Genomic DNA, 17,345 nt, shown 5'->3' with positions numbered 1-17,345 from the left:
TGATTTAAAATGGGAGGTATCAAGTGCATTGCTGAAATCTGGTGTTTACGCTCTTTTAAGAGAGGGTATTGTTTCAGCCTTTGATTCATTGCTCTATTTTAAATCGAATAGGTTTCAGAACAAAATTTCAAATCTAGGTTTTTCTTCGGGAGCTCAATACTGCGGAATCTGATTTTTTAGTTGAGGGGTCTGTCAGATAGGTCTTTACAGGATAAACTACCAAAAATTACTGATTCAATTGTTATGATTAAAAAAATAATGCTTTGGACGATAGCTGTCCTCGTACTGTTGGCGATTGTCGCCTGGGGTGGGTACATACTGCGACAGCAAGAATCCTATAAATCATTGGTCCATAAAAAAAGTAAAGCTCTGTTGACCGTATCGTTGGATGATATCCTGTTGAATCAGTTTTTTAATAAATGGCAGTCAGCGCCGAAAGAGGGACAGGATTTTGGTAAAAAACTAAGTAAACTGAGAGATAATGGAATTGATATCAAAGCGAATGTATTTCTTTTTGCTTTGGAGCCCCACTCAAAAAACTTTTATGCTTTTTTCAAGCTAAAGGATAAACAACAATTTTTGACCTTTATGAAGGATGTGATACAGGTTGATGCGGTAGAAACTAATCTAGCTCCTGATGTGAGCTATGCCTATCATCAACCGGGTAAAATCGCCTTTATTTGGAAAGGGGATGATCTGCTGATAAGTCTAGGCTTTGATCTTGACACAAAAAAGAACGAAATGCTTCAGCTAATTCAATCAAAACAAGATTGGGTTACCATAGAACAATTTATTAACCGTCCAAGCACATTGACCGGTAAATCACTGCGTTATAGTGATATTTCAACAGATAATTTTATTGAACTTGACTTGAAAGGAGACCATGTCGAGGTATCTGGCGAATTTTTCTCAACAGATTGGAACTTTCCGAAGGAATATGTTGTTAGAGAGCTGGTTTCCACAAACTACATTGGTAAAGCTTGGATCAATATCCCCAATAATGGACTTAAAAATCAGGTAAAACAACTCTTTAGCGAACTCCCTATTGCCGCTGATTCTATTATAGCACATTTGGATGGAAATTACGTCGATATTGAAATTTTGAAAAACAAAATCATTCAAACAGACACCATTATTAATTATGCGGTGGACGAAAATTTCGAAACGATCGAAGAGAAAACACCCTACGAAACGAAAGTCCCTGAGGTAAGATTAGCCATGCGTGGCGATAACAACATAAGCAGATTCCTCCCCAGTAAATTATTTTATCACTGGTTTCAAAAACAAGATAAGGGATTTAGTGTACTGTCCACCTCAACGGATATTGATAAACTTAAGGTGGCTTACAATAAGACAGTTGAGCTATCGCATGTGGCAGTACATTTGGCGGATTGGCCAAATGAGGCTAAAATATCACCGATTCTATTATTGAAAACGATCGCTTCAGACATTACGCTGAGTCTGAAAGTTGTAGACCGCAATCGCTTGGTTCTCCAGGGAACCATAGCAGACTACTCGCATTAAAACGCCCTAATTACAAACTTTATTCGCTTTTAAATGGTTTGTTTTGGAGTACAAAGTACAAAAACATGGATAAACGAACTAAAAGTAGAAGTAAGGTGAAAACCTATTGGCGAATTTTAAAGAGTACGGTCGCCGGATTTTTGAATGAGGATTCGATGAAGTATAGTGCTTCATTATCCTATTATACTGTCTTCTCCATTGGTCCCATATTGGTTTTAATCATTGCCTTAGCGGGAATTTTTTATGGTGAGGATGCGATTGAAGGGAGAGTATTCCTGGAACTCCGCGGTTTGGTCGGAAGCAACGCTGCAAAACAGATTCAAGAAGTTATTCAGAATTTACAACTTTCGGGAAAGTCAAATCTGGCCTTGCTTATTAGTACTATTACATTGGTTTTAGGAGCAACGACCGTTTTTGGCGATATACAGAATTCGATTAACAAAATTTGGCATGTAAGGGCAAAGCCGAAAAAAGGCTGGTTAAAATTGATTCAGGATAGATTGTTGTCTTCATCTTTGGTGATTGGATTGGGCTTTTTATTAGTCGTTACACTCATCGTAAATGGTGTGATATTGGCGTTGACAGATCAGCTACAGCATTATTTTCCGGACGTGACCGTAATGTTAATGGATGGGATTAACTTTGCACTGTCTTTTGGAATTATATTCTTGTTATTTAGTGTCATATTTAAAACACTTCCGGATGTGAATATACATTGGCGGACCGTACGGGCGGGGGCCCTATTTACGTCAATTTTATTTGTATTGGGACGTTATTTAATTGGAGTCTATCTGGAGCATTCTGCAACGCAAGATACCTATGGTGCGGCAGGTTCATTTGTGTTGATCTTACTTTGGGTCTACTACACAGCAGCTATTTTATATTTTGGTGCAATATACACAAGGGAGTATGCCACGGTAATGGGAATCCCTATTGAGCCCTCGCAATATGCCGTGCATGTTGAAACGCAGGAAATTGAGCGTAATGTAACCGAAATACCTCCCGCCCCGTTAACACAAGAGGAGCAGACGATTACCGAAGAGGATACACCCCCCCCCAAGAAAGCATAAACATTAGATTTACTGAATTCTTACCACCAAATTCTGTAAATTTGATGGTAAGATCGATCTATTGTTTATGAACAAATTACAATCATTACGTGAGAAACTCAATTTAACACAAGAGGAACTAGCGCAAAAATCAAATATTTCAGTACGAACAATTCAGCGGATTGAAGCGGGGCAGTCGCCAAAGGGCTACACCCTTCGCGCACTTGCACAGGCATTGAATGTGGAGGAATCGGAGTTTTCTGCGTATGATATACCGCTTGAGTCAGAAAACTTGAGATGGATCAAGATTATCAACCTGTCTTCCTTACCCTTTTCTATATTGCCGCCATTAAATGTTTTGGTGCCTATCGCAATTATGCTGTTCAAAAAACAGCATTCATATAAGGTCCGTCAGTTAATCTCAATTCAAATCGTATCGACTTTAGTTGCCGTTTTACTGATGCTTATTATTTTCATACTCAACGATTGGCTGGGTGTTAAAAGCAATGTGAAATTGCTTATTCCGTTATGTTGGATACTTATAAATATAATCGTTATTCTGCGAAATGCAATCGGGTTAAATAAAGGTGGGCACGCACGCATTTTGCCCGATATAAGTATTTTATAGGTACTTTTATACAATTGTCGGGTAGCTGTCGGGGCATTGTCGGGCTGTAAAAGGATATTCTTCTGTTGGTATTTTTTTTCTTTGATCTTGAAAAAAAATGCAAAATTATGAAAACAGATTATCAAAAGAACAAAAGCCACATTGCTTTGGCTGCCTTTGCTATTATTCTTTCTTTTTGTACGATGACGAACGTCTTTCCGCAAGCTAAGATTCCTTTGATCAAAGCTTCATCTGAGAAAGTCGGTATTACAGATGGCGCCTATTGCCGTGTTGACTGGAAATTAGATCCCAAGGCAGATCCCGACGTCTATTTCGTAAATATTCCAACAAAAGAAAGTACAGTTGTTTTTAAAACAGATCAGGAAGAATTGACTGTGATGACTAAACCCGGCGCGATGTATGATTTCATAGTACTATTGAATGGAACGGATTCTTGTCACGTTCGTATAAGCGCTCAATTACCGCCGGATCTACCCACAATGGATAATAGTAATTTATTTCCGATGCGGATACCGTTTCGTCTTATTGGCTCACGGATTTTCCTGAATGGTACAATTAACAAAAAAGACATTACGATACAGTTTGATTTAGGAGCCGGAACTGGTGTTGTCAACAAAAATAGCCCAAAGCGGTTGGATTTATCATTTTCATCGTTTACGACGGTTGCGAATACCGATGGGGTCAAGAGCGAGCGGACAAGCCTGGGCAATCAATTGCGTATTGGGCCGATTGTTTGGAAAAACGTGTCAATGACAGAGGTCGGTAATATGAAGCCTTTTGAAGATCTTATTATTGGTAACAGTTTCTTTCGAAATCACATTATTGAAATCGATTATGACAAAATGGAATTGGTAATTCATCGCGATCTCCCCACTAAAGCAAAGAAGTATACAAAGCTTCCTGTATACTATGAGCAAAACCGACCCAAGTTTAAAGCTGCTTTTAGACATAACCAACGAGACTACGATTTTTGGTTCCTTTTTGATACAGGTCGTGATGGTACGATGCTGTTAGGGGAAGATTTTACCGGTATAGGCCATAATTGGAATGATCTATCGCCGCTTACTACGATCAGTAATCGAAAAATTATTCGTTTGGATGCTTCAATAGCTGGCGTGGAGTTTAAAGATATTGTGACGAATGCCGCTGATCCACTCAAACCGAATGGCAGACCAAGCCTGTTCGGAAACCAGATTCTGAACCATTTTAATGTCATTTTGGATAATCAGGAAGGATTTCTTTACCTGAAACCAAACAGCAGGATCAAGGAACCTTATTCAAACTATGAGGGGTATTTAAAACAGATGTCTCAGTCAATGCAGAAAAATTAAAGTGAGCAGCCAATGCCGTTTGTTCAGGGAGCAAATGACATTGGCTACTTATGGCAAGTATGTATCTAACGAATAAAATCGGTCCATTTCTGTTCGGATTTTCCCGAGGCAATTACAGTTTCTAGAAACTTCATGCCACGCAGACCATCAGCTACAGTTGGAAAATCAGTATCTTCTTCTCGCGGCTTTATACCTTGCATTGATGCCAATAGTGTGGCTGCAAAATTTCTATAAATATTGGCAAATGCTTCGATATATCCTTCGGGGTGACCGGCCGGTAGACGAATGTTATGTTTGGCGATTGGTGAAAGGTACTGCTGACCTGCACGAAATAGCTGGATTGGCGCATCGAGCTGTTTAAAGATGAGTGTATTTGCATCCTGCTGGTTCCATTCCAATCCCCCAAGTTCACCATATACTCTAATTTTTAACGCATTTTCTTCTCCTGCAGCAACTTGGGATGCCGATAGTACGCCGGTGGCTCCATTTTCAAATCCAAGTAATATGTTGCCGTCATCTTCAAGTTTTCTTCCGGTCACAAATGTTTGAAGATCGGCACACATTTTAGTGATTTTTAAACCGGAGATATATTCCGCTAGGTGGGCAGCATGTGTCCCAATATCGCCCATACAACCACTTTTTCCGCTCTTTTCGGGATCTGTGCGCCAGAAGGCCAGAGAAGGACTATTTTCGATCATCTTACTTAGCCATCCCTGCGGATATTCGACCATAATTTTTCTAATCGAACCTAATTGGCCCTCTTTAACGAGATGACGGGCTTGCTTCACCATCGGATAGGCAGAATAGGTGTATGTGACACAGAGTATTAGCCCAGTTTCCGCTACTTTTTGTTGGAGCAATTCGGCCTGTTCTGTTGTCAGAGTCATCGGCTTTTCAAGCACGACATGGAAGCCATGTTCCAGTGCCATCATTGCTGGTTCGAAATGAGCAAAATTGGGCGTGACTATACTCACAAAGTTCATGCGATCATCCGTCGGACGTTTACTTTCCTCGACAATCATTTCCCGATAACTTCCATAGCTCCTTTCCACTGGAAGCCCTAAAAGTGCAGCGGATTCTTTTGCGACAAGTGGATCAGCACTCAATGCTCCGCAACATAATTCAATCTGACCGTCAATTCCAGCAGCCATGCGATGTACAGCCCCTATAAATGCATTTTTTCCACCGCCGATCATGCCCATTTTTAGTTTTGTATTGCGCATAAAGTTGATTTTTTAATGAGGATATCTTTCGTAATTACAAACCCAATAGTTTGCGGTTAAGGCTATCATTGGTTTCGACGGCAGCAAAATTATCGAATGCCTTATCAGTAACACGGATAATATAGTCTTTAATATGCAGCGCGCCCTCCCGTGCACCATCTTCAGCATTTTTGAATGCACATTCCCATTCCAGTACTGCCCAGCCTTGATAATCATATTGTGTGAGTTTGGTAAATATGGATTTGAAATCCACTTGTCCATCACCGATTGATCTAAAACGACCGGCTCTTGACTGCCAGCTCTGGAAGCCACCATAGACGCCCTGACGACCAGAAGGATTGAATTCAGCATCTTTAACATGGAACATTTTAATTCGTTCATGGTAAATGTCGATGAATTGAAGATAGTCAAGACATTGAAGGACAAAATGGGAGGGATCATAGAGAATGTTTGCCCGCTTGTGATAATTTACATTTTCGAGAAATAAGTCAAAAGTAGCACCGTCATGGAGATCTTCTCCAGGGTGTAATTCATAGCATAGGTCGACATCATACAGGTCACATTCATCAAGAATGGGTAACCATAATTTTGCAAGCTCAGCAAAACCTGTTTCGATCAATTTAGCGGGTCTTTGTGGCCAAGGGTATATAAATGGCCATAGAAAGGCTCCACTAAAGGTAGCCAGCGCTTTAAGCCCGAGATTGTGGGAAGCTCGTACGGCATATTTTAATTGCTGGATCGCCCACTGTTGTCGTGCTTGAGGATTACCATGTAAATGCTGTGGTGCAAAGGCATCAAATAGATCATCGAAACTTGGATTTACAGCCACTAATTGCCCTTGGAGATGGGTTGAAAGTTCGGTAATTTCCAATCCGAAAGACTGTACTTTCGCTTTTAGATCAAGTGCATAGCTTTTATCGAGCGCTGCTTTTTCTAGATCGATAAAACGGGCATCCAAGGTGGGCAGTTGTATACCCTTATAGCCAAGTGCTGCAGCCCACTGGCAGATAGAGTCCAAGGAGTTAAATGGCGCTTCATCGCCGATAAACTGCGCGAGGAAGATGGCAGGGCCTTTAATTGTTATCATATGTATTGCGTTTAGAAAAAGACTACGTTATGTACAAAACAGATCCATATTCCAATACGTTTAAAGAAATGGCTGCGTCTGTCGTTTATACTATTATAATTTGGTTATCCAAGCTACCTGCTTGTTTAATACAATATTACAAAAATTTGCAACCGGTTGCAATAAAATCAAAAAAAAACCTTAAACTTGTCTAGACGATCCATTCTTACGCTTTCCAAATAATATAAGAATGCCTCGTCTAAACAAGGTAAAGCTGTCAGGCACCTGTGTGGCGCTTGATTGTGAAGTAGACTTAATAACCCAATAAACCAATTATAAATAAATGGCAAATAATGTTTATGATGCAATTGTCATCGGGTCTGGGATCACAGGTGGCTGGGCAGCCAAGGAGCTAACAGAGCGTGGGCTTAAAACCATTATGTTAGAAAGAGGACGCAATATTGAGCATATCAAAGATTACCCATCACCAAATAAAGATCCATGGGATTTTCCGCATCGGGGCCGGGTGCCATTGGATCGCGCCCAGCACTACCTACCTTTTGGAATTAAAAATCAATGGATGAATGAAGGGAACATCGACTTTTGGACTAATGAGACAGAAAGTCCGTATAAGGAGATTAAACCCTTTAATTGGTTCCGGGGCTATCACGTTGGCGGGCGTTCGCTTATGTGGGGGCGGCAGAGTTATCGTTGGTCGGATGTTGATTTTGAAGCAAATAGCAGAGACGGACATGGCATTGACTGGCCCGTACGTTATAAAGATATTGCACCTTGGTATAGTCACGTTGAAAAATTTGCCGGTATTTCGGGTAATAAAGATGGTATAGCCGTGCTGCCTGATGGCGAATTTATGCCACCCATGGACATGAATATTGTGGAGAAAGACCTTGCCGCGCGCTTAAAATCGCATTATCAGGGAAAACGACATTTTATAATTGGCCGGGTAGCCAACATAACAGTGCCCCACCATGGCCGTGTTAACTGCCAATACCAAAATAAATGTTGGTTGGGTTGCAATTTCGGCGCTTACTTTAGCACACAATCTGCAACATTGCCCGCAGCAGTGAAGACAGGAAACCTTACCTTACGGCCATTTTCAATTGTAAAGAGTATTATTTACGATCGTGATACCCAGAAAGCTAAAGGAGTAGAAATTGTTGATGCGGAGACGAATCAAACCTACGAGTATTTTGCTAAAATCGTCTTTGTATGTGCTTCAACGTTAAATTCCACCTGGGTCTTAATGAATTCCGCTACTGATGTATGGGAGGGTGGTCTTGGAAGCAGTAGTGGCGAACTGGGACATAACCTGATGGATCACATGTTAAATAGTGGGGCTGGGGGAAGAGTAGACGGATTTGAGGATAAATATATTTTTGGTCGACGGGCCAATGGATTATATGTGCCCCGATTTGCCAATATTGCCGGCGATACCAAGAAGAGAGATTACGTACGTGGTTTTGGGTATCAAGGCGGGGCTTCGAGGGGACAATGGTCGGGTAAGGTCGATAATAAGAGCGTGGGCGGCGCTTGGAAAGATGCTATCGCCGAGCCGGGCAGCTGGGGAGTGGGTTTCAGCGCGTTTGGTGAAATACTCCCATATCACGAAAATAAAGTCCTATTGGATTCATCGGTAAAAGATAAATGGGGACTTCCCGTATTGGCAATAGACGCAGAGATTAAGGATAACGAGCGGAAAATAAGGGTTGATGCAAGCAATGAAATGAAGGAAATGTTAGAATCTATCGGTGTCAAAGATGTAACAACCTACGACAACGGGTTTAGTATGGGACAGGGAATTCATGAAATGGGAACAGCGCGCATGGGGAATGATCCGAAAACCTCGGTATTAAACAAGTTTAACCAAGTATGGGATGCTAAAAATGTTTTTGTGACAGACGGGGCCTTTATGACTTCTTCTTCCTGTGTGAATCCATCGCTTACCTATATGGCATTTACTGCAAGGGCAGTAGATTTTGCTGTAAATGAATTAAAAAAAGGAAATCTTTAATTATTTTATGATGTAATAGTTATGAATAGACGAGAAGCAATACAACGTGTAGCCATGCTCATGGGCGGAACAGTTATTGGCGCTCCCTTATTTTTGGAAGGATGCCAAAGGTCTGCTTCGAAAGATATAGAAATGCTTTTTGATCCAAAATCAATCGATTTTTTTGGCGATCTCGCTGAGGCCATTCTTCCTAAGACCACTACTCCGGGAGCGAAAGAAGCTGGTGTAGGTTCTGAGATTCCCGTTCTGGTGCGAGACTGCTATAAACCTGAAGAACAGCAGGTCTTTCTGACCGGAACAGCTGGAATTGACGAACGTGCCAAGAAAGAATTTGGACGTAATTTTCAGCAACTTGAAAAGAAAGACCAAACGGCCTTTGTCGATATTTTGGACAAGGAAGCGCAGGATTATGATGAAAAGAAATCCGCTAACGATCTGCCTCATTTTTTCACCCTGTTTAAACAGCTTACTCTCCTTACATTTTTTAGCTCAAAATTGGGAGCGACGGAAGTATTCCGTTATGTGAAAATCCCTGGGAAATATGATGGCGATTTCCCTTATCAAAAGGGTGATCATGCCTGGGCAATCTAGCTAATAAATCGTATAAATTTGATATTGACCCCTTACCCTTAATTGGCAGCGGGGTCAATTAAAGAGGTGGTCAAGCCTATGAACTTTAACAGATTTTTGCTATCGAAAAGTAGGGTGGTAAAATGCGTTCCTGTTTTCATCGTCAGTCTGGTACCGCCCGGAAACGAGCTTCCCGCATCAAGTTTTTGCTTTTTGACATCGTGTTGGCTGAATTTTGAAAGAGCCTCTTTGACTGTTGTTTTATTGATTGCCAGATCAAAAGGCAATCCTTCGACAATCAAAAACTTGTCTTCTGGTATATCAAAAAATAGTTCATTGACGGATTTATCAGCCCCATAATTGCTATAAAGTTCTAAACCGGATTTTGTGATCCATTTTGCATACTTTTCTTCGTTGGCATCTTCATAGAATTCTGTTTTCACATTCAATGTAGCGGCAATTTTATCCACTGTCTGTGGAAATACAAATTCACTGTTTTTATTTAACAATGATTTTAAGTCGGCTTTATTCTGCGCGAAAGTCGTTGCAGCAAAAAGGAAAAGACCTATATTTAATGTAAGTGCTTTTATCTTCATCGTATCCTTGTTATATGTTTGGCAATTGTTTTTATCCGTAAGATTAAAATTAATCAAATGCATAAAATTATACAATAGTGCCTTATACGTGTTTATTAATCAGTACTGCATGATGAACGTAAGATTGTTGTAGTTGTTGGACCTATCTATCGCGATGAAATTAGTTGATAAAATGTCGTTATGCCGAAAACAATTTGAAGTATTGGACAGTTACAATTTAAATTGTACTTTCATAGCATTTTTAATAAAGGAAGATATTTACTTTTTATGATCACAACCAAGTATTTCAACTATCGACAAATATTTAATTTAGCGGGCGCACATTTAATATGGCTGACGCTTTGGTGTTCTTTGGTGGCGGTCATTTATTATTTTTTCAATTGGCAGTGGATGATAATTCCGTGGGTGCCATTGGCATTAATCGGAACGGCCGAATCTTTTTACGTTGGTTTTAAAAATAATCAAGCCTATGACAGACTTTGGGAAGCCCGAAAAATCTGGGGTGGAATTGTCAATTCAAGTCGTTCGTTCACGGCTATGTTATATGCTTTTGATACCCAAGACGGTGATCATACCGATTTGGAGGAACGGAGGAAAAGAATCGCTTATCGTCACATTGCCTGGCTCTATACTTTTCGTGAGCAGTTGTTGGTCCCGACAGAGTGGGAGCATATCAGCATGAAAAAACATTTTGGTTCAATGAATGTGAAACGGAACAGGTTGATAAAGGCTGGCTTTCCAGATTATAGTAGAACTTCGATTTTTTTGCGTAAATATCTTTCTGCGGAGGAGTTTAAGTTGCAGAGCGAATATAAAAATTTTGCGACTTATTTGATTTCTAAACAAGCAAAAGAAGTGAATGCGTTGAAAAATGATCAGATTATTTCGGATTTTAACCAAACGCAACTGCAGAATTGCCTGAATCAATTTTACGATTATCAAGGACAGGCAGAAAGGATCAAAAAATTTCCATCACCTAGGCAGTTTGCCAGTACAGCCTTTGTCTTCAATGTTATTTTAATCATTCTACTTCCTTTGGGCCTCGTGAATGAATTTGCGAAATTAGGGGACTGGGGTATCTGGACCAGTATTCCTTTTTGCGTTGTCATAGGATGGATTTATATTGTAATGGAATTGGTCGGCGATTATACCGAAAATCCTTTTGGAGGTCTGATGTTTGATGTACCGATGCTTTCCATTTGTAGGACCATTGAAATTGATTTATTGCAGATGGTGGGAGATGAGGATCTTCCGGAAGCTATTGCATCGAAAAACGGTGTGTTGGTTTAGAACTTCTTACAGATCTATTACCAATGTATTTTTTACCTCAGCGATCATAAAGGAACTATGGGTGCTTGCAATATGCTGTAAGCTAGTTAGTTTTGTTAACATAAAGCTGCGATAGTCTGCCATGTCCTTGACACAAATCTTGAGGATATAGTCGTAGTCGCCACTCACGTGAAAACACTCGGTTACCTCTTGAAGGTTCATGACCTCTTTTTCAAACTGTAAGATATACTCCTTTTTGTGCTGTGTTAATTTTACGTGGCATAATACGAGGAAATCTTTTGCTATCTTCTTTTTATCAAGTATGGCGACATAGCCTGCGATAATTCCCGTATTTTCGAGCTTGCGGACTCTCTCATAGACTGCTGTCACCGACAAGCTTAGCTTGTAGGACAGTTCTTTGGTCGTTTGTTTCGCATCTTCTTGGAGAAAACGCAATAACTTAAGGTCAATTTCGTCGAAGTGCATAGATTATTTTTTTGTATTTGTTATCAGTTTTTAAAGTTTTCAGATGTTTTAACTAATTATCGTTGATATAATAGATTTATATTCTAATATAAGTAAAATCACTTGTAATATAATCTAAAATATCTCAATTTTAAAGATAAAAATATGGATAATTTTAACGCTGCAAATGAAATTCAAGATTTGCAATACTTTGGTGAGTTTGGAGGTGTGAATCCATCAATTTCAGACAGTTCTACCTATACCTTTCTTTCCGCTAAAAAAATGTTCGACACATTTGAAGGGAACGCAGAGGGTTGTTATCTCTATTCAAGACATTCGTCGCCAATGAATTTGTATTTGGCGCAAGCTTTAGCAAAAATGGAGAATACCGCTGCGGCCAATGTAACATCTTCGGGTATGGGAGCGATCACAACAGTTCTTTTACAGTTATGTAAAAGTGGCGACCATATCATTTCCAGTAGGACGATCTACGGTGGAACTTATGCCTTTCTCAAAAATTTTCTCCCACCTTTCCAGATTGAGACAACATTTTTGGATATTAATGATGCCGACGAAATCGAAAGATCGATAAGACCTAGCACAAAGGTGTTGTATTGTGAAAGCGTGAGCAACCCTTTATTGCATGTGGCGGACTTAAGAAAACTTTCAGCCATCTGTAAAAAATACAAGCTAAAACTGATTGTCGACAATACGTTTTCTCCGTTGTCTATATCGCCAATACTTTTGGGAGCAGACCTTGTCATCCATAGTCTAACGAAATTTATTAATGGCAGTAGCGATACAGTAGGTGGGGTTTATTGCGGAAGTCAGGAGTTTATTAATGAAACGAAAAATGTGAACACTGGGTCCTGTATGTTATTGGGACCAACGATGGACAGCTTACGTTCGGCGAGTATATTGAAGAATTTAAGAACACTTCATATACGGATGAGACAACATAGCTATAATGCGATGTATCTTGCCGAACGGTTTGAGAAAGATGGACTAAAGGTATCTTATCCGGGCTTACATTCGCATCGAGATCATGAATTAATGAAAAGCATGATGCATAAGACCTATGGTTTTGGAGGCTTAATGACTGTTGATGTGGAAACCACTGAAAAAGCCAATGAATTAATGGAACTGATGCAGGCTGAAAATTTAGGGTATTTAGCCGTCAGCCTAGGATTCTATAAGACACTATTCTCCTGTTCAGGTAGTTCTACGTCATCAGAAATTCCTGAAGAAGAGCGCTTAAAGATGGGTATTTCCGATGGATTGATCAGGTTTTCCATTGGCCTAGATCAAGACATTGAGCGCACTTATCAAAAAATGAGAGCATGCATGCAAAAGATTGGGATTCTACAATAATGCGGATAATCGCCATTAGTTGAATAAAAAGTTCACACAACAGAAAGGATCCGTAAACTGTTTCGACATTTTCTACAAAAATAGTTTACGGATGTTCTTGTGCAATGCTGGTTCGCTGATCCTGATAAATTCATGAATTAGGTCCTCACTTGTGGGCGGTCGATGTGGAAAGGCATAGTGCTGTAAAAAAGTCCTCAAAGCAGTATTTATTTTTTGTTCACCTATCAATTCATGTAATTGATACATGGCTAAAAGGCCTTTATAATAGGCAACATTTGTATTTCCAGGGGATACTCTCATTAAAGCTTCGTCTGCACTGTTTGCTTTTCCAATGTCATAAAGATCTTGATACATTTTGACCATTTTCTTTACTCCTTCGGGACCATGTTTGTGTTTATAACACATTAATTCAGTATACATAGCGAGCGTTTCTGTTAGCATTGTAGCGCCTTCTCTCCGGTCATCGGGGTCAATTTGACTGTTACCCCACCATTGGTGCGATAACTCATGGCCGGCAAGTTCATTAATGACGTCTCTTGTTTTTTCGCGACGTAGATCTGAATGAAAGGTCATGTTCTCATTCATAAAAATCATACCGGGATAAGCCGTCGCGTTAAATCCACTAACAAATCCAGATATTTCGACGAAACGTATGCTTTTAAATGGATATTTTCCAAAGTTGTTTTGACAATAGGCTAAAGTTCGCTTTGCGTCGTTTATAAGTTGTTTAACATTCTCCGCGTGTTTGCTGTCATAATATACCTCGATGGATATGTTGTCGTAAGAGGATTTTTCAACCATATATACAGCTGATGATATTGCGAAGCGGAAGGGAATTGGTCCTGTTGATTTATAGTGAAAAAAGTTTCGATTTCCTTTTTGCCATTTTCTGATAAATTCTCCAGTCGCGATACAGGTTTGGTCACTGTCACTCGAAATAATTGTTTCAAGGTCTACATATCCATAGTCGTAGGGAAGAGCATCAGGCTGTTCTAACTTTTTTAAAGCGCTTGCTTTTCCCAGCGCTCGTTTTTTACGCTCAAGTGGGTCTTCTATTTCATTTTGGTGCTGATAACCAAATATGGGGTAATAGCGACTGATACGCATAAAAGAACCATTAGCTAAGATGGCATTCATGGGATCGTGACGGTTGAACGGTGTCCATTTGTATTTTATCGTAAATTCCATTGTAATAGAATCTCCAGGCATGAAGGGGCTTGTTAGTTTAAACCGGTGGTGACCATAGGTGCTGTCGTTAGCTTTTTGTACAGCGCGGTCTATGTTGACATGTGCTAATTCCATAGCAGGATCCGTGTAAAGTAATAGGCTATCCAGCGGAGCGGCTGATTTATTGACTAGCTTATATAGGCCACTAATGATATATTCATTTGACGTCGGATAAAGATCTATTTCGGTTTTGACCGAAACGATCGTTGGCTGGGGAATATGCTGATAGTGCCTGTATTTCTGTTCATAATGTTGCATCCAATCGATTTTCGCTGCTGAATTGCCGACTTGAGTTCGCTGATAGATGAAATGGCCTGAAATCAACAAGACTGCAACCATTAACACAGCGAAGACCTTTAACCTTGAATGCGATTTTAAGTTTACTGAAAAAGATCTTGCCTTTTGCCGGGTGAGCGTTGTGCCAATAGCGATAAGGGCCGAAAAGGAAGTCCAGTAGATCATTTTAAAGCCAAATGCATGCAGATAGGCGCCAAACCCATTCATGTCGCCGCTATAGTTTAAGGGTGATTTTGCAAAACGGAAAAGTGGATGCTCTATACCAAGCATGGTACCAATAAAGGAATTGGTCAATGCAAAAAACAAGACTGTCAAAAGTAATGCTGGATATTTTAGTCCCACAATAGTCTGTATACTGATAATAACTGAAGCATACAGTAGAGATGGGACGCCAAGGATATAAAAAAGACTTAGATATAGATTCCATTCAATTTTTGGATACTGGAATATAAGTTGAAGAACAATGCATTGCAGAATGCTTATTGTAATAAGTAATAATGCAATACAGCACAACGAGATCCACTTGGCCAGCATGACAACTGTTACTTGTACTGGAGTGCTGTCTTCGAGTACATATATCCGCGTACTTCGAGATCTCCAGACTGTTTCCATGCCATAAAAAGATAGGACGGAAAGTAAAAAAAGAGGAAAGCTATTGATGATGTTCCGAACCATTAATCCCGTGCTGGCATAGCGTTGTGGTAGGCGCATTCCTGCATCGATGTTACTGTATATTTCCATACCTAGAAAAAACAACCATAGCGCAATGACAACGACAAAGGGTAAACCTTTTAGTAGGGCTCGAAGGTGAATCTTTAGGAAGCTATAAAGCGTATGCCAATCATAAAGCCAACCTTTTTCTGATATGCTTATTTGTCCCCTAGGAAGGATTGGCTGGTTTCCAGCCTTTTGCAGCGGCGGTTTTATATTCTTTTTTGTCGTGCAATGAAAACGTGCTCGACGGATCGCAAGTAACGTCAATGCAGATGAAAATACAAGTAGACCAATCCGGTTTATCAAAAAATTTCCTTTGAGCTGGAGCAATGTCGAGTTTTTCAAAGCTGGGCACCATGACTGACATTGTTCAAAGAAAGCAGCCAGACCAAAAGGGTCGACTATGGCCATCCGGCTCATGGTCTCGGAGGAAACGGGGGATGCGTTGGCAAATAATGGCGAATTCGAAAATAAAGAGACAGCGAAGTATAGGATATAAATGAAAACTCCCGAAAGAAAAACAAGCATTTTACTACGGCTGGTCCAAGCAATTGCACTAACAGTTGCGGTGCAGAAAAAAATATTTGGAAGGACGAGTAGTATATAGGGCTGTAGGTAGTTGAGCATACGGAATGACATAAATTTCTCATGTTCATCTCCTTGTGAAGCATGACCGAGCATCAGCCCAAGGATAAAGAATAGAAATGTAAGGGCCGTGATCAGAAACACCAGCACAAAACGACTCAGTTGAAAAATATTTTTATTGACCGGGGTTGTATACAGGAGCGATGAAAATCGTGCATCTATTTCACGTAAAAATATTTGTGATGAACAAATAACGATGGTAAAGATATTCAATAGCGATACTAATCCTATGGTGTAAGTTAACACAAAGGGAGAATTGGCGTAAACACCGGCAAATGAAAAAGAAGCTATGACGCTAACCCAATAACCAAATGCTAAAAAACAGAATAATAATGCCAGGAACCATTTTTTTGGAAAGTAAAAGCTGACTTCCAGTAGAAAGTAGTCGATAAACATGGCTATACAATTTGAGATAAATGTGTGAAATAGACATCTTCAAGATCAGGTTTAATTTGCTCAAAACCATTCCCTGGGCTTTTTGTGGCATAAATATGGACGTCTAGACGCCCCCCGTGTAATTGGGCTGATAAGGTGTGAAAATTTTCGTTAAAATAACGTAATTCATTTTTGTCAATCGTTTTTGCCCAAATACGGCCTTCCAACGATTTTAAAAAGTCGTTGGGTGCGCCATTGACCATCAAACTTCCGTTGTTGATAATAGCCATTTGAGCACAGAGGCTTCGCACATCTTCCACTAGATGTGTTGAAAGGATCACTATCATCTGTTCCCCGATTTCACTAAGTAGATTGTTGAAACGATTGCGCTCTTGCGGATCGAGGCCCGCTGTGGGTTCGTCTACAATGATAATTTGTGGCGAACCCAACATCGCCTGCGCAATACCAAAACGTTGCCGCATTCCTCCCGAAAAATTGTGAACTTCTTTGTCACGAAATTCGTAAAGATTTACACGTGCGAGCAAATCTAATATATGTTCTTTTCGTCCTTCTTTTTTAATTCCTTTAAGTACGGCAAGGTGATGCATGAGTTGATAAGCCGATAGGTGCGGATATACTCCAAAATCTTGGGGTAGGTAACCGAGCTGTTTCTTTATAAAAGAGGGCTCATTTAAAATATTGACATCATTCAATACAACGGAACCGGTATCTGCCTGTTCTAAGCCAGCAATGATTTTCATTAATGTCGATTTTCCAGCTCCATTCGGACCAAGCAGCCCAAACATGCCCTGACCGATATGTAATGAAAGCTCCGTAATTGCTTTCACCCCGTTAGGATACGTTTTCGAAAGATTCTGTATTTTTAACTGGTTCATAACTGACTTGTCTTTACGCCCACATCACAATCTGGGTCCTTTTAATGTTTGATATCATGGTTTTATG

Annotated in this window: 14 protein-coding genes; 8 read left to right on the top strand and 6 right to left on the bottom strand. The window is 40.1% G+C overall.

Annotated features, from left to right (window positions below):
- Positions 1-243 precede the first annotated feature (243 nt).
- The 4 genes from AAW12_RS06765 to AAW12_RS06750 all read left to right on the top strand — a co-directional run bounded on the left by AAW12_RS06765 (position 244) and on the right by AAW12_RS06750 (position 4,532).
- On the top strand, positions 244-1,524 hold the full coding sequence (locus tag AAW12_RS06765) for a hypothetical protein (protein WP_046672849.1): 1,281 nt from the start codon (positions 244-246) through the stop codon (positions 1,522-1,524).
- A 65-nt stretch (positions 1,525-1,589) separates the two neighbouring features.
- Positions 1,590-2,594, top strand: coding sequence for a YihY/virulence factor BrkB family protein (locus AAW12_RS06760; protein ID WP_046672848.1), 1,005 nt, complete (start codon positions 1,590-1,592; stop codon positions 2,592-2,594).
- A 67-nt stretch (positions 2,595-2,661) separates the two neighbouring features.
- Positions 2,662-3,201: a helix-turn-helix domain-containing protein gene (locus AAW12_RS06755; protein WP_046672847.1), complete on the top strand. Its 540-nt coding sequence runs from the start codon at positions 2,662-2,664 to the stop codon at positions 3,199-3,201.
- Positions 3,202-3,308: 107 nt separating this feature from the next.
- On the top strand, positions 3,309-4,532 hold the full coding sequence (locus tag AAW12_RS06750) for a retropepsin-like aspartic protease (protein WP_053003555.1): 1,224 nt from the start codon (positions 3,309-3,311) through the stop codon (positions 4,530-4,532).
- A 65-nt stretch (positions 4,533-4,597) separates the two neighbouring features.
- On the opposite strand, the gene AAW12_RS06745 is transcribed toward AAW12_RS06750, so the two are convergent.
- Together AAW12_RS06745 and AAW12_RS06740 are read right to left on the bottom strand one after the other, a co-directional pair.
- Positions 4,598-5,755 carry a Gfo/Idh/MocA family protein gene (locus AAW12_RS06745; protein WP_046672846.1) on the bottom strand — a complete coding sequence of 386 codons (1,158 nt, stop codon included), beginning with the start codon at positions 5,753-5,755 and terminating at the stop codon, positions 4,598-4,600.
- A 34-nt stretch (positions 5,756-5,789) separates the two neighbouring features.
- On the bottom strand, positions 5,790-6,842 hold the full coding sequence (locus AAW12_RS06740; RefSeq protein ID WP_046672845.1) for a sugar phosphate isomerase/epimerase family protein: 1,053 nt from the start codon (positions 6,840-6,842) through the stop codon (positions 5,790-5,792).
- A gap of 322 nt (positions 6,843-7,164) precedes the next feature.
- On the opposite strand from AAW12_RS06740, the gene AAW12_RS06735 reads away from it, so the two are divergent.
- Positions 7,165-8,853 (top strand): GMC oxidoreductase, encoded by a 1,689-nt coding sequence (locus AAW12_RS06735; RefSeq protein ID WP_046672844.1) that lies wholly within the window; start codon positions 7,165-7,167, stop codon positions 8,851-8,853.
- Positions 8,854-8,874: 21 nt separating this feature from the next.
- Positions 8,875-9,444, top strand: coding sequence for a gluconate 2-dehydrogenase subunit 3 family protein (locus tag AAW12_RS06730; protein ID WP_046672843.1), 570 nt, complete (start codon positions 8,875-8,877; stop codon positions 9,442-9,444).
- Positions 9,445-9,482: 38 nt separating this feature from the next.
- Here the strand turns inward: AAW12_RS06730 and AAW12_RS06725 are convergent, their stop codons facing one another.
- A complete protein-coding gene (locus tag AAW12_RS06725) occupies positions 9,483-10,019 on the bottom strand; it encodes a hypothetical protein (RefSeq protein WP_156167570.1) in 537 nt (178 codons plus the stop codon).
- 267 nt (positions 10,020-10,286) lie between these two features.
- Here AAW12_RS06725 and AAW12_RS06720 point away from each other — a divergent pair, with 267 nt between their 5' ends.
- Positions 10,287-11,309, top strand: coding sequence for a bestrophin family protein (locus AAW12_RS06720; protein ID WP_046672841.1), 1,023 nt, complete (start codon positions 10,287-10,289; stop codon positions 11,307-11,309).
- Positions 11,310-11,315: 6 nt separating this feature from the next.
- Here AAW12_RS06720 and AAW12_RS06715 read toward each other — a convergent pair whose 3' ends face one another.
- Positions 11,316-11,774 carry an Lrp/AsnC family transcriptional regulator gene (locus tag AAW12_RS06715; RefSeq protein ID WP_046672840.1) on the bottom strand — a complete coding sequence of 153 codons (459 nt, stop codon included), beginning with the start codon at positions 11,772-11,774 and terminating at the stop codon, positions 11,316-11,318.
- Positions 11,775-11,918: 144 nt separating this feature from the next.
- Here AAW12_RS06715 and AAW12_RS06710 point away from each other — a divergent pair, with 144 nt between their 5' ends.
- Positions 11,919-13,124, top strand: a complete 1,206-nt coding sequence (locus AAW12_RS06710) for an aminotransferase class I/II-fold pyridoxal phosphate-dependent enzyme (protein ID WP_046672839.1) — start codon at positions 11,919-11,921, stop codon at positions 13,122-13,124.
- A 72-nt stretch (positions 13,125-13,196) separates the two neighbouring features.
- Here the strand turns inward: AAW12_RS06710 and AAW12_RS06705 are convergent, their stop codons facing one another.
- A complete protein-coding gene (locus AAW12_RS06705; RefSeq protein ID WP_053003554.1) occupies positions 13,197-16,403 on the bottom strand; it encodes a M1 family aminopeptidase in 3,207 nt (1,068 codons plus the stop codon).
- A gap of 2 nt (positions 16,404-16,405) precedes the next feature.
- Complete coding sequence (locus AAW12_RS06700) at positions 16,406-17,278, bottom strand: ABC transporter ATP-binding protein (RefSeq protein WP_046672838.1); 873 nt, start codon at positions 17,276-17,278, stop codon at positions 16,406-16,408.
- Positions 17,279-17,345: the final 67 nt, after the last annotated feature.

Source organism: Sphingobacterium sp. Ag1 (assembly GCF_000988325.1).
In the GTDB taxonomy this organism is placed as follows: Bacteria; Bacteroidota; Bacteroidia; order Sphingobacteriales; family Sphingobacteriaceae; genus Sphingobacterium.
The sequence above is the reverse complement of the archived record's forward strand: the minus strand, read 5'-3'. Positions and strand labels throughout refer to the sequence as shown.

Excerpts from the sequence above, each read along its gene's own strand:
- AAW12_RS06765 (WP_046672849.1), top strand. The coding sequence starts at position 244 with ATGATTAAAAAAATAATGCTTTGGACGATAGCTGTCCTCGTACTGTTG.
- AAW12_RS06730 (WP_046672843.1), top strand. The coding sequence starts at position 8,875 with ATGAATAGACGAGAAGCAATACAACGTGTAGCCATGCTCATGGGCGGA.
- AAW12_RS06745 (WP_046672846.1), bottom strand. The coding sequence starts at position 5,755 with ATGCGCAATACAAAACTAAAAATGGGCATGATCGGCGGTGGAAAAAAT.
- AAW12_RS06735 (WP_046672844.1), top strand. The coding sequence starts at position 7,165 with ATGGCAAATAATGTTTATGATGCAATTGTCATCGGGTCTGGGATCACA.
- AAW12_RS06710 (WP_046672839.1), top strand. The coding sequence starts at position 11,919 with ATGGATAATTTTAACGCTGCAAATGAAATTCAAGATTTGCAATACTTT.
- AAW12_RS06755 (WP_046672847.1), top strand. The coding sequence starts at position 2,662 with ATGAACAAATTACAATCATTACGTGAGAAACTCAATTTAACACAAGAG.
- AAW12_RS06740 (WP_046672845.1), bottom strand. The coding sequence starts at position 6,842 with ATGATAACAATTAAAGGCCCTGCCATCTTCCTCGCGCAGTTTATCGGC.
- AAW12_RS06760 (WP_046672848.1), top strand. The coding sequence starts at position 1,590 with ATGGATAAACGAACTAAAAGTAGAAGTAAGGTGAAAACCTATTGGCGA.
- AAW12_RS06715 (WP_046672840.1), bottom strand. The coding sequence starts at position 11,774 with ATGCACTTCGACGAAATTGACCTTAAGTTATTGCGTTTTCTCCAAGAA.
- AAW12_RS06750 (WP_053003555.1), top strand. The coding sequence starts at position 3,309 with ATGAAAACAGATTATCAAAAGAACAAAAGCCACATTGCTTTGGCTGCC.
- AAW12_RS06720 (WP_046672841.1), top strand. The coding sequence starts at position 10,287 with ATGATCACAACCAAGTATTTCAACTATCGACAAATATTTAATTTAGCG.
- AAW12_RS06725 (WP_156167570.1), bottom strand. The coding sequence starts at position 10,019 with ATGAAGATAAAAGCACTTACATTAAATATAGGTCTTTTCCTTTTTGCT.
- AAW12_RS06700 (WP_046672838.1), bottom strand. The coding sequence starts at position 17,278 with ATGAACCAGTTAAAAATACAGAATCTTTCGAAAACGTATCCTAACGGG.
- AAW12_RS06705 (WP_053003554.1), bottom strand. The coding sequence starts at position 16,403 with ATGTTTATCGACTACTTTCTACTGGAAGTCAGCTTTTACTTTCCAAAA.